We start from the raw sequence: 19441 nt of genomic DNA on the forward strand, positions 1-19441 counted from the left end.
TTTTCATGTATTTGAACCACATCTGTTGTAGGGGCACAGCATTGCTCATTGGTGTCAACTTAAGGTGAAAGCCAGTCTAGAACCAGCTTTTAGAGATTGCCTCGTTCCCAGTCAGAGACTGGGAATGCCTAATGAGAGGCTCCGCCTCTTACTTGCGGCAGAGCCGCAATGACGAGCATTTCTAGCCAGAGGCTAGAAACGAGGTTTTAAAGGGGTTTTGGTTTAAGTTGACACTTATGAGCATTGCTGTGCCCCTACCACGTGGTCTATTTACCTGAAAATAGCTGTAAATAAATATTTGCTATAAGAAAGTTAAAGCTTGACCCCGCACTTGCGTATTTACCTGGCCTTTGTCATAAACTATTTCACCGCCAACAATGGTGGTTACAGCCCAGCCAGTGAGGTTCCAGCCTTCAAAGGGACTCCAACGGCATTTGGTTAAAAGTTCCTCACGCCGAACTGGACGGTATGTATTTAAATCTACAAGCACTAAATCGGCATCATAGCCAGGTGCGATCGCTCCTTTATTAGGAATACCATAAGCCACAGCTACAGCTTTGGACATCCAGTTAACAACTTGAGCCACAGTACACTGTCCCTGCATCGCCGCAGTTAACATCAAAGCTAGGGAAGTTTCTACCCCAGGCATTCCCGAAGGACTATTAGGGTATTGTTGAGCTTTTTCTTCTAAGGTGTGCGGCGCATGATCTGTAGCGATGAAATCAATCACGCCATCGCGCAAAGCTTGCCAGAGAACTTCGTTATCGTGGGGCGATCGCAAAGGTGGATTCATCTGTGCCAAAGTACCAATCTTCTCATAGGCACTAGTATTTAACAATAAATGCTGTGGCGTTACCTCTGCTGTTACCCAACTAGGTTTACCCTGACGCAGCAAATCTGCTTCTTCAGCCGTTGACATGTGCAGAATATGCAGACGACGTTGATATTTTTGAGAAAGTTTTAATGCCAGTTGGGTTGCAAGCATTGCCGCTTGATTATCTTGAATTTGGGAGTGAATGGCTGGATCGTGAATATTGACAAATTCTTGGCGTCGTTGGTTGATTCTAGCTTGGTCTTCGGCATGAACGGCAATCAAGCGATCGCCTTTAGCAAATATCGCAGAGAGTGCTGTTTCTCCATCAACCAGCAACTGACCATGCATCGACCCCATGAAAATCTTAATTCCCGGTGTTGGCTTTGCCAAAAGCAAATCTGGTAGATTCTCTGTTGTAGCCCCAATGAAAAAGCCATAATTAACCAAGCACTTGTGTGAGGCACGTTCTAGCTTGTCGTTTAAAGCCTGCTGTGTAGTTGTCAGGGGGCGCGTATTGGGCATTTCCAAAAAGGAAGTGACTCCGCCTTTAGCACAGGCACAACTGGCGGTGAATAAATCTTCCTTGTGTTCTAGTCCAGGTTCCCGGAAATGTACCTGCGGATCAATAACTCCTGGCAACAAAGTTAACCCTTCTGCGTCAATTTCAGTGGCTAATGCCGTTTGGGAAATTTCTGACGCAACTTCGACTATTTGGCGATCGCGCGTCAACACATCCCCAATCATTAGTTCACCATTGGGTAAGATTATGCGAGCGCGGCGAATCAGTAAAATTTGTGGAGATAACATAGGGAATTCAAAATTCAAAATTTAAAATGAGGAAATGCAATCTTGGCAAGCATCCTGGTTATCGACTCAATATAAATTAAAGCAAGGGCAGCTTATGTATTACAGAGAACTATGCTTTTAGGTTAAACTGAGTCGCAATCAAAGTAACCAATTTTTGCCGCGCGTTAAAAAAAAGTTTATTTTTAATTTATGAAGAACCCCGTCAATCAATTTTGGATTTTAGATTTACGATAGCGTAGCTAAACCGAGTCCGCGAACGTCTTTGGGATTAACTGTATCCTAGAAGGGATGCAGCTTGGGGATTTAAGATTGGTTTTGCCCATCAAAGGCAAGTCATGACCTAGAATAAACACCCGCAATCCAAAATCTCAAATCCACAATCTAAAATTGGTAGTCAAGATGCGAACATGATTAGGAAATTAAAGTTTTCCCGCTAAGATTAACAGATAAAATCTCACTAGGCGAGTTAATTACCTACATCTTTTCTTCAGTTAAGTAATTTCATGCAAAATCAAGTGTCTGATAACAATTCTAGTCAACAACCCGATAATTCCTGGATCGCAGAGCTAGGTAGAACAATTGTGTTAAGCATTGTTCTAGCTCTGGGAATTCGTACCTTTGTTGCTGAAGCACGCTGGATTCCTTCTGGATCGATGGAACCGACTCTGCATGGTACGCCAAACCAGTGGGAGGCAGACAAAATCATTGTCGATAAGTTAAAGTATAAATTTGCTGACCCGCAGCGGGGAGATATTGTAGTATTTTCACCTACAAAAGAGCTACAAAAAGAACAATACCAAGATGCTTTTATTAAACGTGTAATTGGCTTACCTGGAGAAAAAATACAACTTAAGGATGGCAAAGTTTATGTCAACAATAAACCCCTCCCAGAAGCCAATTACCTAAGTTCTGGGCAGAGTACAGTAATTGATGTTTGCCAATCAGCACCACAGCCACCTTTTTTGGCGAAACCTCAGACTATACCAGCCGATTCATATTTAGTACTAGGTGACAATCGTAACAACAGTTATGATGGCCGCTGCTGGGGTGTTGTCCCGCGCCAGAATATTATTGGACGTGCTGTAGTTCGCTTCTGGCCTCTAAATCATATTGGAGGAATAGATAAATCGCCACTATATCCATAAATTAACAATATTAGTAAGGTATTAGTAAGGTCGATAAGTAACAAAAGAATTTTAGATTAAAGATTGGTGAGTGCTAAATCACCAATCTTTAATCCAAAATCCGTTTTGAAAAGTTTATCACGGAAGAGCCACTGCGTTGGAGACCCTTTTTACAACTTTTCTCAAAATCTCAAATCCAAAATTGCTATGATGCCTTACCTAGCCAAAATTTTACTCTATCCAGTTAAGTCACTTGATAGTGTTGAAGTTGAGAATGCTAGAGTTCAAGACAGTGGAGCACTACAGCATGACCGTGAGTTTGCCATTTTTGACGAACAGGGTAGATTTGTCAATGCCAAGCGTCATGCTAAAATCCATTTACTAAGAGCGCAATTTGCACTCTTAAATAGAACTATTTCATTGCAAATCCCAGGCGGCGACTTACAACAAATTTTTCATCTGGATGAGGAACGGCAAGGATTAGAAGCAACTCTGAGTGATTTTTTTGACTTTGCTGTCATATTGGGACAAAACTCTTTGATGGGCTTTCCTGACGATACATCTTCACCTGGTCCAACGGTAATTAGTACAGCAACCTTAGCAGAAGTAGCTTCTTGGTTTCCCGGTTTAAGTCTAGATGAAATGCGTCGTCGGATGCGTGCCAACATCGAGATTGATGGTGTACCAGCATTTTGGGAAGATCAGCTATTCAGTGAACAAGGTGATTTAGTTTCATTTCGAGTAGGAAATGTGCATTTTTTTGGGGTTAACCCATGTCAGCGTTGTATAGTCCCAACGCGCAATTCTTACTTAGGGGAAGCTTACCCAAACTTTCAAAAAATCTTTGCAACCCAACGCCAAGCAACTCTGCCAAATTGGGTTGCTTCATCGCCTTTTAATCACTTTTACAGATTGAGTGTCAATACCCAATTACCCCCATCGTCAGCCGGAAAAATTTTACAAATCGGCGATGAGGTTGACATACTTACACAACAAAATTAACATTTATTTAAAATAAAAAATCCAAAGTAAATTTTTTGGGATTTTTTTGTTTTTACTATAGGACTTACGCACAAGTAACGGAAAACGAACCACAGAGGACGCAGAGGTCACGGAGGAATGAGAGTTTGAGAGGGTTTTTGCATAAGTCCTAACTATGTAGGTGCTTCTGGTGCGTCCACTTTGCGATCGCAGACGCCAATAGCCCTGGCTCCTCTTTGCAATCTTTCAGCATGCTCTTTTGGGAAAAGTAATCAAATTTAACCCAGGTTTGCGGTAAGGGATTTTCAACAAATAAATTATCCAATCTTGTGGTATGGAGAGAAGTATGAGCGCCGAGCCGTACCCCTGCTTAGGCATAGCGGACGCACCAGAAGGCATCAGAATTTCAAAGCGTCTCACTCATCCGATAAACTGACTCGGCTTCTAGCCCAACGCACAAAAAATAGTTGGATATTTTTTTACTTGGAAGTCCCTTAATTAGGAAATCCGGACTTTTTATTGATTACAGACTACTATTTTTAGTCGCATAAACGCATAATAGTAAATGTGACTGATCTGTTCGTCCCTTTACAATCTCTCAAACAAGGTGACTGGTTCAAGCTTATCTGCGGAGCCAGCTTCCAGCATTTGCCGGCAGTCAGAAGTTTAACGTTAGCCTATACTTTGGCGGGCGCTGACTGTATAGATGTCGCAGCTGATCCAGCGGTGATTGCAGCGGCGCAAGCAGCGCTACAAGTAGCTAGAACTCTTGCTAGGGATGCCCAAAAGCGAGGCTTTGGCTACAAAGGCAACTCACCCTTTTTGATGATCAGCTTGAACGATGGAGAAGATCCCCATTTTCGCAAAGCAGAGTTTAATTCTACTAAGTGTCCTACGGACTGCCCTAGACCCTGTGAACGGATTTGTCCGGCACAAGCAATCGTGTTTAACAGTATAAAAGAAGACTTTTCGGGAGTATTATCACAAAAGTGTTATGGCTGCGGTCGTTGTATACCAGCTTGTCCATATGATATAATTTATACAAGTTCATATATGTCAACGCCGGGAGCGATCGCGCCATTGGTAATGTCAACGGGAGTAGATGCCGTAGAAATCCATACAAAAGTCGGGCGGTTAGCAGAATTTGAGCAATTATGGCAGGCAATTTCACCGTGGGCCGATCAACTAAAGTTACTAGCCATCAGTTGTCCCGATGGCGAGGGGATGACTGACTACCTGAAAGCAGTATATGACCTGATTGCTCCACTCAAGAGTGCTTTAATCTGGCAAACCGACGGTCGTCCCATGAGTGGTGATATTGGCGATGGCACTACAATAGCCGCGGTGAAATTAGGGCAAAAAGTTTTGGCAGCTAAGTTACCGGGATATGTGCAGTTAGCAGGCGGCACTAATAGCTATACCGTTGCTAAGTTAAAAGCAATGGGACTGCTTAAGAAGGCAGGGGAGCAGAGGAGCAAGGGAGCAGGGGACAGAGAAGAACTTTTCTCCTCTGCCCCTGTACCCTTGTGCCCCTCTGCCTCCATCGCCGGAGTCGCCTACGGTAGCTACGCCCGTGTACTGCTGTCACCGATTCTCGAACAGTTAGAGAATAAGGAGGTAAGTAACACTAATGTGAAGGCGACTATTTGCCTAGAAGAAGATGATACATTACTTTGGCAAGCTGTAGGACTTGCCCATTCTCTCGTTTCCCAGATCAAGTCACAGCAGGAGCGCTAATCGCTGGTTCTTTGAAAATTTCCCAAAGCGGCTTCTCCTGCACGCAAGTGTCCTCGCTATCTCTAAAAACGTCACCATAGAAAGCATGACGATTACAGACGATCTCCAAAAGTTATTAGACATTTTGCCCCAAGACCTGCGACAAGTACTAGAGAGTCATCCCAAACGAGATAGTTTAGTAGAAGTGGTCTTGGATTTGGGTCGTCGCCCAGAGGCTCGCTTTCCCAATCAAGCGGAGTATCTGAGCGAAGTACCCGTTACTCAAGAACAGATAAATGATTGCATTCAACGAGTCGGAATCTTTGGCGGAGATAATCGGGCAGGAATTGAGCAAACTTTGCATCGGATTAGCGCCATCCGCAACCGCACCGGCAAGATTATTGGCTTGACCTGTCGCGTTGGTCGAGCGGTATTCGGAACCATTGGCATGATCCGCGATTTGGTAGAAACTGGTAAATCGATTCTCATGCTGGGGCGTCCAGGCGTGGGCAAAACTACTGCTTTAAGGGAAATTGCCCGTGTTTTAGCGGATGATCTGCATAAGCGAGTAGTGATTATTGACACCTCCAACGAAATCGCTGGGGATGGTGATGTTGCCCATCCCGCCATTGGTCGCGCTCGGCGGATGCAAGTGGCTCATCCAGAACAACAGCATCAGGTGATGATTGAGGCAGTGGAAAATCATATGCCAGAAGTCATCGTCATTGATGAAATTGGCACAGAACTGGAAGCTTTAGCGGCTCGTACCATTGCGGAACGAGGTGTACAGTTGGTAGGTACTGCCCACGGTAATCAGATCGAAAATCTGATTAAAAACCCCACCCTGGCTGATTTAGTTGGGGGTATCCAAGCTGTGACACTGGGAGACGACGAAGCCAGACGCCGAGGCTCTCAAAAAACTGTTTTGGAGCGTAAAGCCCCTCCTACCTTCGAGATTGCTGTAGAAATGTTGGAACGCCAACGCTGGACAGTACACGAAAGTGTTGCTGACACAGTAGATAATCTGCTACGGGGACGTCAGCCTACCCCACAAACGAGAACCGTTGATGACCACGGCAAAATCGCTGTTACAAGGCAGTTAGCTGTTGTTAATGGTCGCGGTGGACAGCTAGGGACAGTCGAGGAATCTTTCCCATCGGCGCGACAGTCTAATGGCTGGCGTTCATCTGGACAAATGGTAGCACTGCCGCAATTACCTGTAGAGCGGGTGACAGGACGCAGTGAATTTGATCGTTTGCTGGATGAATCATTCAATTATTCTGAAAGCATTGATTTGGATGCTGCTACCAGACAGCCAGGGCCTAATGGCGAAGATTTGCCACTGCACGTTTACCCCTATGGCGTTAGCCGCCACCAACTGGAACAGGTAATTAGCGTACTAACTTTGCCTGTAGTATTGACAAAAGATATAGATAGTGCTGATGCAATTTTAGCACTGCGATCGCACGTCAAAAACCACGCCAAATTACGCCAAATGGCCAAAGCCCGTCATGTGCCCATCCACATGATTAAATCCAGCACCATTCCCCAAATTACCCGTGGTTTGCGGCGGTTGCTGAATATGGATGACCCAGAGATGGCCGATGACCTAGAATTGCAACTGTTTTTGCACAGTGGTAGCGATGATGAAATGGATGCTCTTGAAGAAGCCAGACTTGCTGTTGAGCAAATTGTGATTCCTAAAGGACAGCCAGTCGAGTTATTGCCGCGTTCTCCCCAAGTCCGCAAAATGCAACATGAGTTGGTAGAGCATTATCGCCTCAAGTCGCATAGTTTTGGCGAAGAACCAAATAGAAGATTGCGGATTTATCCAGCATAACCTCACCCTCAACCTCTCTCCGTTGGCGTTAGCCTGCCGTTATGCATAGCGGAGAGAGGAATCAAGAAATACGACTTATCCCGCAGAAGACAGCCGATTGCAGAGTTTAAACTCTGGTAAATCCTATTTTAACCTTGAACTCTCAAACTATAAAGTTATAGATTTGCGAGGTTTGAAAATATGCTTCGGCTCAAAGATTATGTATTATTTCTCTGCTTTTTTCTAGCATTATCTGTTTCAGTAATTATAGGCAGTATCAATTTTGTTCACGCTACTGACTTGGACAGCCACAACCCAAACCTTCCCAAGCTAAATACTCTGTACGGACAACCTCCGATAGTAATCGGTCATCGCGGCGGTGGAACTGGTTATCGTCCAGAACATACGGTGGGAGATTTTGGCCACGAGCTGATTGGTTCTCACAACTTAGGAATCGAATTTGGTGCAGACTACATTGAACCTGATTTGGTAGTAACCAAAGATGGAGTCCTGATTGTTCGCCACGAACCTCTGTTGGCAACAGTGAAAACAGATAACAATGGCAATATTGTTTATAATGCTCATGGGAAACCTACTGTCCAAGAAGCCACAACAAACGTTGCCGATGTTTCAGAATTTGCTAAACGTTTAACAACCAAAGTCCTTGACGGGAATCGTGTTACAGGTTGGTTTGCAGAAGACTTTACTTTAGCTGAGATTAAGAAACTGCGGGCAATCGAGCGCCTCCCCAAGATTCGCCCTCAGAATACTCAATATAATGGTGTATTCCAAATCCCTACTTTTGATGAAGTTATCAACCTTGCCAAACGTAGCGAAGCAAAAACTGGTCGGAAAATTGGTATCTATCCTGAAACCAAGCACCCAACATATTTTGCTGAAGCTGGTAAATATTTAGATGGCACTCCGATCCATGTCAATACTTCACAACTTCTGATTAATCAGTTGGTTGCGAACGGCTACACCAATCGCGATCGCATTTTTATTCAATCTTTTGAAGTTTCTAATCTTAAAGAATTAAAAAATAAGATCATGTCAGCTGCTGGAGTCGATATTCCTCTGATTCAGTTAATTGATAGCAGTGGCGCTCCTTATGACTTTATTTACCACAAGGTTCCTCAAACCTACGCTGATCTGATCACTCCTAAAGGGTTGACCCAAGTTAAAACTTACGCAACCGGAATTGGCCCTGACAAACGGCTAATTGTGCCTGCCTCTGCACGATTGAATAAGCAAGGTCAACCGATTGATATTAATGGAGATGGGCAAATTAGCGATGCTGATAAGTTCCTCGGAAAGCCAACTTCTTTAGTTAGTGATGCTCATAATGCTGGCTTGCTACTCCATCCTTACACCTTCCGCAGCGATTCATATTTTCTGTCCCCTGACTACCACGGGCAACCACTTCGTGAGTATGAACAGTTTATTAAGTTAGGAATAGATGGCTATTTTACTGACTTTGCTAATTTTGGATACGTTGCCAAGCAAGAAGCGATACATCGTCCCGTGAACCTTAAGGAATTAGAATATGGAAACTTCCAAAAATCAACTAACCCACAGTAACGTTTACACCTCAACTACGGCAAATGACTGAGATGATGTTTGAAAAGTATTATAGCGTTTTTTAAGCAACTGAGGTACACCCAAATCTTGTTTAACAAGCTTAGTAGGGCGTTGCTGAATTATGGGATGACTTCGCTTAATTTGGAACGAGTTTTCAATGGTTTTAGCCGCTAATTCATCCCGCATTTTTGCAACGCCGCTTAGTAGCTTTGAAAATGTTCCTCACCAGGTCGGAACCGCTATATTGCTAACACCAAAAGCTCCCAAACCTAACCCTCCTACCCCCATTCTCTTGTAGGGAATGGGGGTTTCTAGGACAAGCAGCAGAGCACTGAAAACAGTCTTGACATTAATTAATTAAGAGTGAAATACAACCATGACTACAGCAGACATTAATTCAATTACTCAGCTTTATGTGACCTACCTCAATCGTGCCCCTGATCCCTCTGGTCTGAATTATTGGCTAGGCCAAGCCAATCAAGGCATATCTCTTGAAACCATTGCCGCTGATTTTGGTGAAACACAAGAGGCCAAAAATAAATATTCTTATTTGGCCTTTCCTAATACCTCCGATCCGACTGCATTCGTCAACTTAATTTACTTAAATGCTTTCGGTCAGAACGCAGAGCAGGCAGGATTGGACTATTGGGTTAATCAGTTGCAGACTCAAGGATCGAGTATAGCTCCGACCTTTATCTTCACATTAACCCAAAGCGCTTTGAATGATGACAAGATAGCTTTGCAAAATAAAGTATAGATTGCCACACAATTTACCAATGGACTGCTCAGTAATAATATTAAATCCCCCACCTCAGAGATATTTGCAGATTCAACAAATATCCTCGATAGGATTAACGCGACTACAGTATCAGTTACAGCAGGTCAATCGTTGATTAATCCAGTTATCACTAATAACATATCAAAAGGGACAGCAGATACAGGCATTGTAATCCCAAGTGGTGCAATTGCTCTGACAACCTCCATTGTTGACAACTTAACAGCTACAGCGGATAATGACACGATCATAGGCATTAATAACGCTGTTAAACCAGTAGATAATCAAGTCCAAGCCACTGACGAGATAGATGGTGGTCTAGGCACTGATACCTTCCAATACATTGGTGCTTCTGGTACTGCTGATGTCCCAACTCTATTAAATGTTGAAAAAGTAGAACTTTTAAATCCTACTACTGATACTGTAATTGACTTCACTGGCAAAACTACAGGTCTTCAACAAGTCACCATTAAAGGTCTTGCTAATGCCAATCTAAACGCTTTTACTGCCAAGGGACTTAGTGGTATTACCCTTGGTGTTGAAGGTGTCACCCCTACCACAATTGTCACGTTGCTCACGGCTGATTTTGGTTCTACGACCACAAGTGCAAACTTGTCCATCAAAGATGCGGTAGTGACTACAGCTGATTTAAACACAGGCACTATCAACACTGCACTCACTACCCTTAACATTGACGCTGATGGTTTAGGGAGCAATTCAATTGGGGCATTAATACTACCAATGGCCACGACATCCCTGAAAATTACTGGTGTCGGCACACTAGATTTAGGTACTACTACCCCGATGACAGTATCAACGATTGATGCCAGCGCAAACACAGGTGGTATTAACGTGATAGCTGGTGCTGGTGTTAACACATTAACTGGCGGTAGTGGTGTTGACCTATTAAGTGGCGGTGATGGTGCTGATATATTAAGTGCCAGTGCTGGTGATGACATATTATTTGGCGGTGATGGTGCTGACATATTAACTGGCGGTGCTGGTGCTGACAACTTCTTTTATAACGCATTCACTGATTCTAGTGTAACAAATATAACTACACTTATCGGTTTTGATACTATTAGTGATTTCACGGGAGTAGATGATATCCTCAAAATAACTGGATTTGCTGCCGCCAACCTTATTGCTCAAACGAATGTGCAGGCAGCCGTAAATGCTGCTGCTCCTGCAAACTTAGGCAATGCGCTTGCCGCTGCTGCTACGCAAATTGCAGCTTCTCACTTTGGTGTATTCCAGTACTCAGGTACTACTTATGTCTTTGGTAATGATGCTACTGCCGCTATAAATGCTACTGATCTAGTTATTGAACTCACAGGTCTGCACACGCTGACTGCCGCGAACTTTAGCGCCTAGTTATCTCTCTTGTTTTCATAAAGAAAAGACTGGCCTCTTATGGTTAGTCTTTTTTTTGGCTTTCCTGTACTAATCCCTCTTTTGTCACTCTGGGGAAATAAAAATCGAGGCGAAATGAGCAAACTCAGATTTGGTCAGAAGATTAGCGATCGCAAACTAATAGAAACCTCCAAACAAAGCTCTATAGATAAAATCCTATCTGGGCAAGGGTTACAGATTATTCTCTGCCGAAAGTGACAAAAGAGGGCTAATACCAATTCTCTATGAAAATGCATAGAATAAAGCTTCATAGAATAAAGCTTCAAGTATAAAATCATAACTTCTCAAAGAGGAGATTACGAGAGAAGACATTTGAGCTAACTCGTGTTCAACCCGTTGGCGCAGTTCGTGTAAATTAGAGAAACTCTCACCCTTGAACTGGTGTTTAATAAACTGCCATAATCGTTCAATTGGATTGAGTTGAGGGCTATGAGCAGGTTGAAAAATCGGGATGAGATTTTTAGGTCAAAACAGCGCCAAAGCTTGATGTGCGGATGCTTGATTCCTGAAGCATCAGTGCCATATCATCACCTAGTTCTTGGGATAGGGCATTAAGGAATTTCTGAAAGTTCTCACTGTTAAGATGAAGATATTCCTGACAAAAATGGCATCCTGCCAATGGTTCAACTACCCCATGCAGCCAGAATGCTCCTCGTGGCTACTGCACGCTGACTATGGGTTTTACGCCACGAGCCGTAATCACTCAACCGCTGCTACTTTCCAGTATTGCAGGTTCACTGCTGGCGAATTTGGTGAGTGATGCGATCGCTAACATCAATAACTTTGTATATACTTCCCTGCGGGCAAATTCTAAGATTTCCAAATCGGATGTAGTTGCAGGCAAAACATCAGAGACTCGAATAATATCCCATCCTTCCCCTTGCAACGCAGCTACAGTCTGAGGTGAAATGTTCATATCTGCTAGTAGCTTGATATCAGTGCGATCGCATTTGCTACTCATTGAAATTGAGATCACAAAGTCTGGAAATTTTGCGATTATTTGCTACTTTAAACTATATGCAAATAATTGAAATTTCTCCATTTCAAGCATTTCGCCGCAGTGTGGCAACGGTAATACAGGTAGTTCCAAAGGAACTACGCTACGTGATAATTTTGACATTACTGAGTGGTTCAAGCCCAACGATCGCCATTTGGTTCAACAAGGTGATCATTGATGAAATTACTCGCTTATTGAGCATCGGGACAACGCAGAATGCTATCGCCCTAATACTTTCTCAACCGCTGCTACTCTCCAGTATTGCAGGTTCACTGCTGATAAATTTGGTGAGTGATGCGATCGCTAGCATTAATGACTTTGTATATACTTCCGTGCGCGATCGCATTCTAGGCTTTGTCCAAGGACAAGTGATTGAGAAGGTTGCCACTTTTGAAGATATTGCCCTGTTTGAAACACCTGATTTGCTCAATTTGGTACAGTTGACCGAAAAGGGAGTACAACTACTTCCAGACCTTTGTTTCAGCCTTTTAACGATGTTAGAGGGAATTTTTATCTTCATTCCAACCATACTGCTTTCAGTGTCCCTTGCTTGGTGGGTACCACTAATTTTGTTTAGCTGCGTTACCCCTGCTATGTATGTAGAGATGAAATACCGTAAGCAAACTTGGAAGATAGAAAGAACCCAAACGTGTGTTCTTCGTGAAATGAACTTATACAACACGGTTTTAACTGGCGATACATACGCCAAGGAATTACGCTTATTTAGCTTACAACCCTTACTGCTAGAACGCTGGCACAGACTTTACCGTACCATTTTTAGAGCAATGGAACAAATCCGCCGTCGGGGGACAACAGCGGTTATTAGTTGGTCTTTATTGAGTGGGTTAGGCTTGGCGTTGCCCTACATGTATGTAGTTCAGGGAGTGCTAGGTCGAACCCATACTTTAGGAGATTTGGCACTTTACACTGGGGTAATTTTGGAAGTGCGTCGAAGTTTAGAGAATCTGATATCTAGCGGGTCAGAGTTATATAATATTGCACTGGCAACAACGCCCATTTTCCAACTTTTGGAATTAGAGCCGCAATTATCCCGTTCTCATTCAGAGTTGCAATCAAAGTCAGTAACAAAGGCATGGAAAGAAGTCAGGGAATCGGCTGTTAACAATCGGAACTTTCAAAGAAATGGGAATCATCGGCAAGCTTTATCAGGACTAAATACAACTGAGTATCAAGCATCACAGACAGGTATTTACATCAAAAATCTGTCCTTTACTTATCCCAATAGCGATGCCTACAGCGGTAAACCACGCCCAATCCTAAAAAACATCAACCTAACGATTCACCCCAACGAGATGATTGTACTAGTGGGTGAGAATGGTGCTGGCAAGACCACATTAGCAAAGCTATTGTGTCGCCTCTATGACCCCAGCCAAGGTGCGATTATTTGGAATGGCCAGGATTTGCGATCGCTCCGGTTAGAAGATTTGCGATCGCGGATTGATGTAGTCATGCAAGATTACGCTCGTTTTCCGACTACCGTGCGGGAGAATGTTGCCTTTGGGGATTTACCTAAAATGCAGGATGACGACGCTATCACTGAAGCGATCACTAAGGCTGGTTTGGCTGGAGTAATTCAAAACCTTGATCACGGTTTGGAAACTCTCTTAGGCAAACAACTAGAAGGCGGTATTGATCTATCAGGGGGACAATGGCAAAGATTAGCGATCGCTCGTGCTTTGTTGCGACTGTCTCCAGCCGAACTACTCATCTTTGACGAGCCAACAGCGAACCTTGACCCGAAAACAGAACATGAGATTTATAACATTTTGCGTACCCTGGCGAAGGGGAGAATAGCCGTTGTAGTCAGCCATCGCCTCGCCTTGGCAAAACTAGCAGACCGAGTAGTAGTACTAGAACACGGTCAAATTATCGAGGTAGGCACTCATGACGAACTCATCGCACTAGGCGGACAGTATCACTTGATGTTTACTCGTCAAGCTAGTAGTTACAACTGAGTTGGGAATGGGGAGAGTTAGAACTAGATTCATCCACTTTGGAACTGGATTCATCCACCTTGAAACCTCAAAGCTTCCAATACCCCATGCCCAATACTTCTCTACCTTGGGCTGCGCCCTAAGCGGATCTATGCCGCAGGCTTTACGGTTTAGGGACTTCTAGAAAATAAATTATCCAATTTACTCAGATAATATTTTTCTTTCTCCCCCTGCGCCCTGCTCCCTGCCCCCCTGCCTACACAGCGATAGGATATTTTTTTAGTTGGAAGTCCCTTACCTCGGCTTTGCTCGGCACAAGTCGCTCAGTACAAGTGCCCAATGCCCAGATTCTCTTTTATTCTGGTAACTTATATTGCCCAACAATACGCTTGGCAAACTCTGGAACGTGGGCTTCTAATTTTTCTGGATGATTTCGCTTCACATACAAATAATTCCGAGTAAAGTGAGAATCAATGGAAAACCGCGCATATTCTAAACCCTTGGGGCCGATTTTTTCGATGACCACACCCATCAGTTTTGCTGCCCACATGGGGAGGGTAACGCCTTTATCGTAAGCGGGAATACTTTGCTGTACAGCTTCCTTCCGGTTGCCTTTAGACATGACTGGTTGGGTGTCTAACTGGTCTTTCACCAAATCCAGCATTTCCTTACCTGTGTCATTTCTAACTACAATCCATTGCCAGCCGAAGGGTGCGCCCATGTAGCCAACAACTAAATCTGCTAAAGAGTTGACGTAATCAAAGCAACTCATACAGGATGGGGCAAAGACATCTTTAAGTTGGTTGGTTTTCAAGCCAAAGAAAGGCACTGTTTCTGATGAGCCATCTTCATGTTTGAAGTGAACTCGGAAGTCTTGCATAAATTCGTAATGCACAACTGTATCAGGCGATCGGCTGGTGGTTTCTAAGAATTTTTGCAGTCCGGCGCGGTTAACATTATCTACGCAGGGCGTACCCAAAACATACAGCTTTTCTAAGCCAAGTTGTTTTTCCACGGCTCGTAGCGCCTGGATTTGGCAACCAACACCAATTACCAATAACCGCTTCATCCCCGATTTTTCTATCTGTTCCAACACGGAAAGGTTAGGGGAAAGTGTTGGTTTATTTACCCGCGCTGCTAGTATTTCTTCTGGAGTTCGAGCGATGACGGGCATGGGTTGAAAACGGTCTTCTTTGGTATTTTGCACGCAGACGACACCTTCAACTATGCCGTGATTGAGCATTTCAATGGCAATGCTACTAACAATACCCGTCCATTGTGCGCCTTCAATGGGCTGCTGTTTTTGCGCCGCCATCATGTCTTGGTGAACACCAAAGTAGAGTTCATCAGGGTTGTCGAGATGGCGCGATCGCCTGTGCGTTTCTTCTTCAAGTTCACCTATTTGCTGATTAATAAAAGCGCAGGCTTCCTTGACATAGTGAATATAGTATGTATCGCATAGTCCGCACTCACTACAGAGTTCTTTCGCAGGGCGGCGGCTAGTAGGTTTGAGAGCTTTGGCTTTTTTGTGAGGAGAAACTGAGGTCATATAAATTTTTTGTTTTATCCAGTAATTGCTTTTATTACAATACCTTTACTGGCTATGAACTTCACGATAGAGATTGAACAAGAGGAGGATGGACGCAATAAGCACAAGTGATTGATTTTCCTGGTGTACTGACTTACGGGCAGACACGAGAAGAAGCTGAGTACAAATTTAGTAAATACTAATGTTGCAATCCATTGAAGGAGTCTATAAAAACGGTAAAATACAACTTTCATATTTGGGTAGATGCGATCGCATTCAAATTATCAATGGAGATCCAAACTGAAATTTATAAAGCTATAGCAGATGTTGATTACCAAAAACTTCAAGCTGAGTTTCAAGCTCAGAATGAATTGTTGGTAGTAGAGAACTTTCTCCCTAACTCCATGATCGAGAAGTTCTTGGCGCTGTTACCATCTTTGCAACCTGCTATCAACCGCAACTATATTCCCAATCATAAAAAGGGTGGTAGTATCAGCCGCTATAGCTTAGACAGCCTTGCTCCGATTTTCGGAGAGTTTTATCAACTTAGTGCCTTTTTCGAGTTCCTCAACAAAATTACCGCAGAAAAACTCCTTCCCTGTCCTGATGCTGATCCCCATACTTACGCGCTGTATTTTTACACTGAGCCTGGAGACCATATCCAGTATCATTACGATACCTCTTACTATCATGGGAAACGCTATACAGTGTTGCTTGGTTTGGTTGACGACTCATCCAGTAAGCTGGAATATCAACTTTACAAGGATATTCCTGAACGGGAGACACAAACGCGATCGCTCTCCTTAACCGCTGGTACTCTAGTATTATTCAATGGTGACAAACTCTACCACAGAGTTACTCCTTTGGGAGAAAATGAACAGCGCATTGTCTTGACTTTAGAGTACGTCACCGACACCCGCATGGGTATGCTAAAACGTTTTGTCTCGAATATGAAAGATGCGATCGCCTATTTTGGTTTTCGCCAAGTGTTTCGCTCTTAGCACCACCATCTTAGATCCCTCCTGCCCCTTCTGACAGGTGTAGGTTTTTTACAACTAGGAGGAGTTATGGCAGTAAAATTCATCAACAGGGGTAGTAGAAAAAGAACTCCAGTGATGAAGAGAAATTGGAATATTGTTGAGTAGGTTAGCAATTAGGGTAAGTAAACAATCTCTAATATGCCTATTTTTCAGCATTTTTAGTTCTGTATGCACCCTAGTTTCATACTCTATTTTCACAGAAATGCTAATGAATACTCACACCTACACCTGTCAAGGCAGGGGGGCAGGAGGAAAATCTCTATTTATTATATCTCTATGTTCTCTGTGTCTGGAGCAGTTCAATTAAAAAATATTTTTCATTAAAGAGAGAGAAATAAAAAATTTAATGAATGATTTAGGACTGCGATCGCATCTACTGCTCTTTAGGTTTTATTCTAAAAAAGTGTTAGCTGAAACCTGCAAACTATATACAAGGAAATCTACCTGTGAAAAAAACTTTGTTTCTCAGTCCTCCTTCCTTCGATGGGTTTGATGGTGGTGCAGGTTCCCGATATCAAGCCAAGCGTGAGATTACTTCCTTCTGGTATCCTACATGGCTGGCGCAACCCGCAGCCCTTGTGCCTGGTAGCAAGCTTGTGGATGCACCACCACACGATCAAACAGTAGAAGATGTCATCGAAATTGCTCAAGATTACGAGCTAATTATCATGCACACCAGCACGCCTTCGTTGGCTAATGATGTGAAGTGCGCCGAGACAATCAAAGCTCAAAACCCTGATGTCAAAATTGGCTTGATTGGAGCGCACGTCGCAGTATTACCAGAGCAGACGCTGGTTGAAAACCCTATCATTGACTTTGTGTGTCGTCATGAATTTGACTATACCTGCAAAGAAATAGCCGAAGGTAAATCTTGGGAAGAAATCATCGGTCTAAGCTACCGCGATCGCCAGGGTAATATACGTCATAATGAAGACCGCCCCTTGATTCACGATTGGGATTCTATGCCCAGCGTATTGCCGATTTATCACCGCGATTTAGATATTACCAGATACTTTATTGGCTACTTATTGCATCCATACATTTCCTTTTACACTGGGCGGGGCTGTCCAGCAAAATGTAGCTTCTGCCTTTGGCCGCAAACAATTGGTGGACATCTATACCGCACAAAAAGCCCGGAAGCAGTTGGGCGCGAGATGGAAGAAGCCAAAGTGATCTTCGGCGACAAAGTGCGAGAATATATGTTTGATGACGACACCTTTACTATAGACAAACAGCGAGCGATCGCAATTAGCGAACATCTGCGGCGACTCAAACTAACTTGGAGTTGCAACGCCCGTGCCAATCTAGATTATGATACCCTCAAACAACTACGCGATAATGGCTTACGCCTACTTTTAGTCGGATTTGAATCTGGCAATCAACAGATTTTGGATGGGATTAAGAAAGGCATCAAGCTGGAAGTAGCGCGAAAGTTTATGGAAAATTGTCATAAACTTGGCATTACCGTACACGGCACATTTATCATTGGTTTACCCGACGAAACCCCACAAACGATTGAAGAAACAGTCCGGTTTGCTTGTGATATTAGTCCTCATACAATTCAAGTTTCCATTGCAGCTCCGTATCCTGGAACAGAACTTTATCGTCAAGCACAAGAAAATAATTGGTTTAGCAACAGTTCTTTAGTTGCTAGTTCAGGAATTCAAATGTCCACACTGCAATATCCAAATCTCTCCAGTGCTGAGATTGAGGATGCAGTTGAGAGAATGTATCGTAAGTTTTACTTCCGTCCCAGAGCGATTATCCCAATTGTAGGTGAAATGCTCACCGATCCCCAAATGCTAGTGCGCCGCTTGCGTGAAGGGCGGGAATTTTTCTCATACTTAAAAGACCGTCGCACCCAAGCAACAGCAAAAGCAGAATCAGTAGTTGTTGGTTAGTTGTTAGCTTTTTTTGTGGAGGAATTGACGATAACCCAACCAAATAAGTAAATGAACAAAAATAATTTCCTGTGATTGCGATCGCAATCATACCGTGTAATTAATTCTGTCCGACTACTTATCAAAAAGTTAAAGAAATTCTTCAGCTATGAAAATAGGAAGTAAAGAACACAAAGAACTTTTTTGTCGTAGCTTTTTTGAAAGTCACTTGGAGTACGAGCCAGAACGCCTCTCTTGGCCGAATCTGGATAATATAGCTCTCGAAAGCTTGCGAAGCATTCCCTTTTGGAGAGAAGCACTCAATACAGAACAAGAAGCAGGAGTGATGGTGAACGCTTTTGCAGCCACAATTAGCGACCCTTTATTAAAAGAAGCGATCGCTCTACAAGGGATGGAAGAAGTTCGCCACGGGAGACTAATTAAATTCCTCATCAATCACTACGATATTCAAATTTCATCGCCTCCTGAACCTGTACTTCCTAGTAATATCAAAACCGCCTTCCTTGACTTTGGTTTTGGTCTATTCGGGATTGCTTGTCGTCATATCAACTACATTCCAGAAGTATTGTTTGATATCTTCGATACGGTACTGGATGAAGAAGCTCGTCATATCATGTTCTTTATTAATTGGGTAACTTACCTACAAATTCAGGAGGGCAAAAGTAATTGGTCACGGGGAATAAATGCTCTTGTACATTACAGCAGAGCATTACAAGATAAGATTAAAGCCTTCAGTGGTTCTAACGAAGAACAACAAGAGGGTTTCACAGCCATTGGCGCTAGCAACTTTATAGATAATTTAACCCCAGAGTTATTGTTATCTACTTGCTTGCAAGAAAACACTCGACGGCTTGATGTCTTTGATAAAGAATTACTCCAACCGCAGCTAATACCGAACCTAGCTAAAACTGCCTTAGTAACTTTTAGGTTTATACCTCGGCGTCAGTCTAATTCAATAGCTCAATTATCGGAACCTTAAAAATCCAAAAC

At 43.3% G+C, this 19441-nt stretch carries 17 protein-coding genes; 12 read left to right on the top strand and 5 right to left on the bottom strand.

The features are described 5' to 3' along the window. Nucleotides 1-301 precede the first annotated feature (301 nt). Nucleotides 302-1621, bottom strand: coding sequence for a dihydroorotase (locus V7L29_RS05100; protein WP_334734739.1), 1320 nt, complete (start codon nucleotides 1619-1621; stop codon nucleotides 302-304). 503 nt (nucleotides 1622-2124) lie between these two features. On the opposite strand from V7L29_RS05100, the gene lepB reads away from it, so the two are divergent. The 5 genes from lepB (at nucleotide 2125) to V7L29_RS05125 (ending at nucleotide 8842) form a co-directional block, all read left to right on the top strand. Beyond that, nucleotides 2125-2766 carry a signal peptidase I gene (gene lepB / locus V7L29_RS05105; RefSeq protein WP_334688140.1) on the top strand — a complete coding sequence of 214 codons (642 nt, stop codon included), beginning with the start codon at nucleotides 2125-2127 and terminating at the stop codon, nucleotides 2764-2766. Nucleotides 2767-2955: 189 nt separating this feature from the next. Continuing rightward, nucleotides 2956-3747, top strand: coding sequence for an MOSC domain-containing protein (locus tag V7L29_RS05110; protein ID WP_334734788.1), 792 nt, complete (start codon nucleotides 2956-2958; stop codon nucleotides 3745-3747). A 546-nt stretch (nucleotides 3748-4293) separates the two neighbouring features. Further along, entirely contained in the window at nucleotides 4294-5463 is a 1170-nt protein-coding gene (gene ldpA, locus V7L29_RS05115) for a circadian clock protein LdpA (protein WP_334734740.1), read from the top strand. A gap of 85 nt (nucleotides 5464-5548) precedes the next feature. Further along, nucleotides 5549-7282 carry a R3H domain-containing nucleic acid-binding protein gene (locus V7L29_RS05120; protein WP_334734741.1) on the top strand — a complete coding sequence of 578 codons (1734 nt, stop codon included), beginning with the start codon at nucleotides 5549-5551 and terminating at the stop codon, nucleotides 7280-7282. A 180-nt stretch (nucleotides 7283-7462) separates the two neighbouring features. After that, nucleotides 7463-8842, top strand: a complete 1380-nt coding sequence (locus V7L29_RS05125; protein WP_334734742.1) for a glycerophosphodiester phosphodiesterase — start codon at nucleotides 7463-7465, stop codon at nucleotides 8840-8842. 3 nt (nucleotides 8843-8845) lie between these two features. Here V7L29_RS05125 and V7L29_RS05130 read toward each other — a convergent pair whose 3' ends face one another. After that, the gene (locus V7L29_RS05130; RefSeq protein WP_334734743.1) at nucleotides 8846-9028 is read right to left on the bottom strand and encodes a hypothetical protein; all 183 of its coding nucleotides are present in this window, start codon (nucleotides 9026-9028) and stop codon (nucleotides 8846-8848) included. 190 nt (nucleotides 9029-9218) lie between these two features. Between V7L29_RS05130 and V7L29_RS05135 the strand changes: the two genes are divergently transcribed. The 3 genes from V7L29_RS05135 (at nucleotide 9219) to V7L29_RS05145 (ending at nucleotide 11228) form a co-directional block, all read left to right on the top strand. Beyond that, complete coding sequence (locus tag V7L29_RS05135) at nucleotides 9219-9599, top strand: DUF4214 domain-containing protein (protein WP_334734744.1); 381 nt, start codon at nucleotides 9219-9221, stop codon at nucleotides 9597-9599. Between the two features lie 132 nt (nucleotides 9600-9731). Next, entirely contained in the window at nucleotides 9732-10991 is a 1260-nt protein-coding gene (locus tag V7L29_RS05140; RefSeq protein WP_334734745.1) for a calcium-binding protein, read from the top strand. Between the two features lie 114 nt (nucleotides 10992-11105). Next, on the top strand, nucleotides 11106-11228 hold the full coding sequence (locus V7L29_RS05145) for a hypothetical protein (protein ID WP_334734746.1): 123 nt from the start codon (nucleotides 11106-11108) through the stop codon (nucleotides 11226-11228). A 24-nt stretch (nucleotides 11229-11252) separates the two neighbouring features. On the opposite strand, the gene V7L29_RS35410 is transcribed toward V7L29_RS05145, so the two are convergent. Together V7L29_RS35410 and V7L29_RS05150 are read right to left on the bottom strand one after the other, a co-directional pair. Next, nucleotides 11253-11483, bottom strand: coding sequence for a transposase (locus V7L29_RS35410; protein WP_442944135.1), 231 nt, complete (start codon nucleotides 11481-11483; stop codon nucleotides 11253-11255). Between the two features lie 250 nt (nucleotides 11484-11733). Next, entirely contained in the window at nucleotides 11734-11991 is a 258-nt protein-coding gene (locus V7L29_RS05150; RefSeq protein ID WP_334734747.1) for a DUF5615 family PIN-like protein, read from the bottom strand. A gap of 56 nt (nucleotides 11992-12047) precedes the next feature. Here V7L29_RS05150 and V7L29_RS05155 point away from each other — a divergent pair, with 56 nt between their 5' ends. Continuing rightward, nucleotides 12048-14003, top strand: a complete 1956-nt coding sequence (locus tag V7L29_RS05155) for an ABC transporter ATP-binding protein (protein ID WP_334734748.1) — start codon at nucleotides 12048-12050, stop codon at nucleotides 14001-14003. Between the two features lie 334 nt (nucleotides 14004-14337). Here the strand turns inward: V7L29_RS05155 and V7L29_RS05160 are convergent, their stop codons facing one another. Beyond that, the gene (locus V7L29_RS05160; RefSeq protein WP_334693977.1) at nucleotides 14338-15531 is read right to left on the bottom strand and encodes a Coenzyme F420 hydrogenase/dehydrogenase, beta subunit C-terminal domain; all 1194 of its coding nucleotides are present in this window, start codon (nucleotides 15529-15531) and stop codon (nucleotides 14338-14340) included. A 194-nt stretch (nucleotides 15532-15725) separates the two neighbouring features. Here V7L29_RS05160 and V7L29_RS05165 point away from each other — a divergent pair, with 194 nt between their 5' ends. The 3 genes from V7L29_RS05165 to V7L29_RS05175 all read left to right on the top strand — a co-directional run bounded on the left by V7L29_RS05165 (nucleotide 15726) and on the right by V7L29_RS05175 (nucleotide 19430). Further along, nucleotides 15726-16511 (top strand): 2OG-Fe(II) oxygenase, encoded by a 786-nt coding sequence (locus V7L29_RS05165; RefSeq protein ID WP_334693976.1) that lies wholly within the window; start codon nucleotides 15726-15728, stop codon nucleotides 16509-16511. Nucleotides 16512-16996: 485 nt separating this feature from the next. Continuing rightward, nucleotides 16997-18451: a hopanoid biosynthesis associated radical SAM protein HpnJ gene (gene hpnJ, locus V7L29_RS05170; protein ID WP_334693975.1), complete on the top strand. Its 1455-nt coding sequence runs from the start codon at nucleotides 16997-16999 to the stop codon at nucleotides 18449-18451. A gap of 148 nt (nucleotides 18452-18599) precedes the next feature. After that, a complete protein-coding gene (locus V7L29_RS05175) occupies nucleotides 18600-19430 on the top strand; it encodes a ferritin-like domain-containing protein (protein ID WP_334734749.1) in 831 nt (276 codons plus the stop codon). Nucleotides 19431-19441: the final 11 nt, after the last annotated feature.

This window comes from Nostoc sp. (assembly GCF_036916575.1).
Lineage (GTDB): Bacteria > Cyanobacteriota > Cyanobacteriia > Cyanobacteriales > Nostocaceae > Nostoc.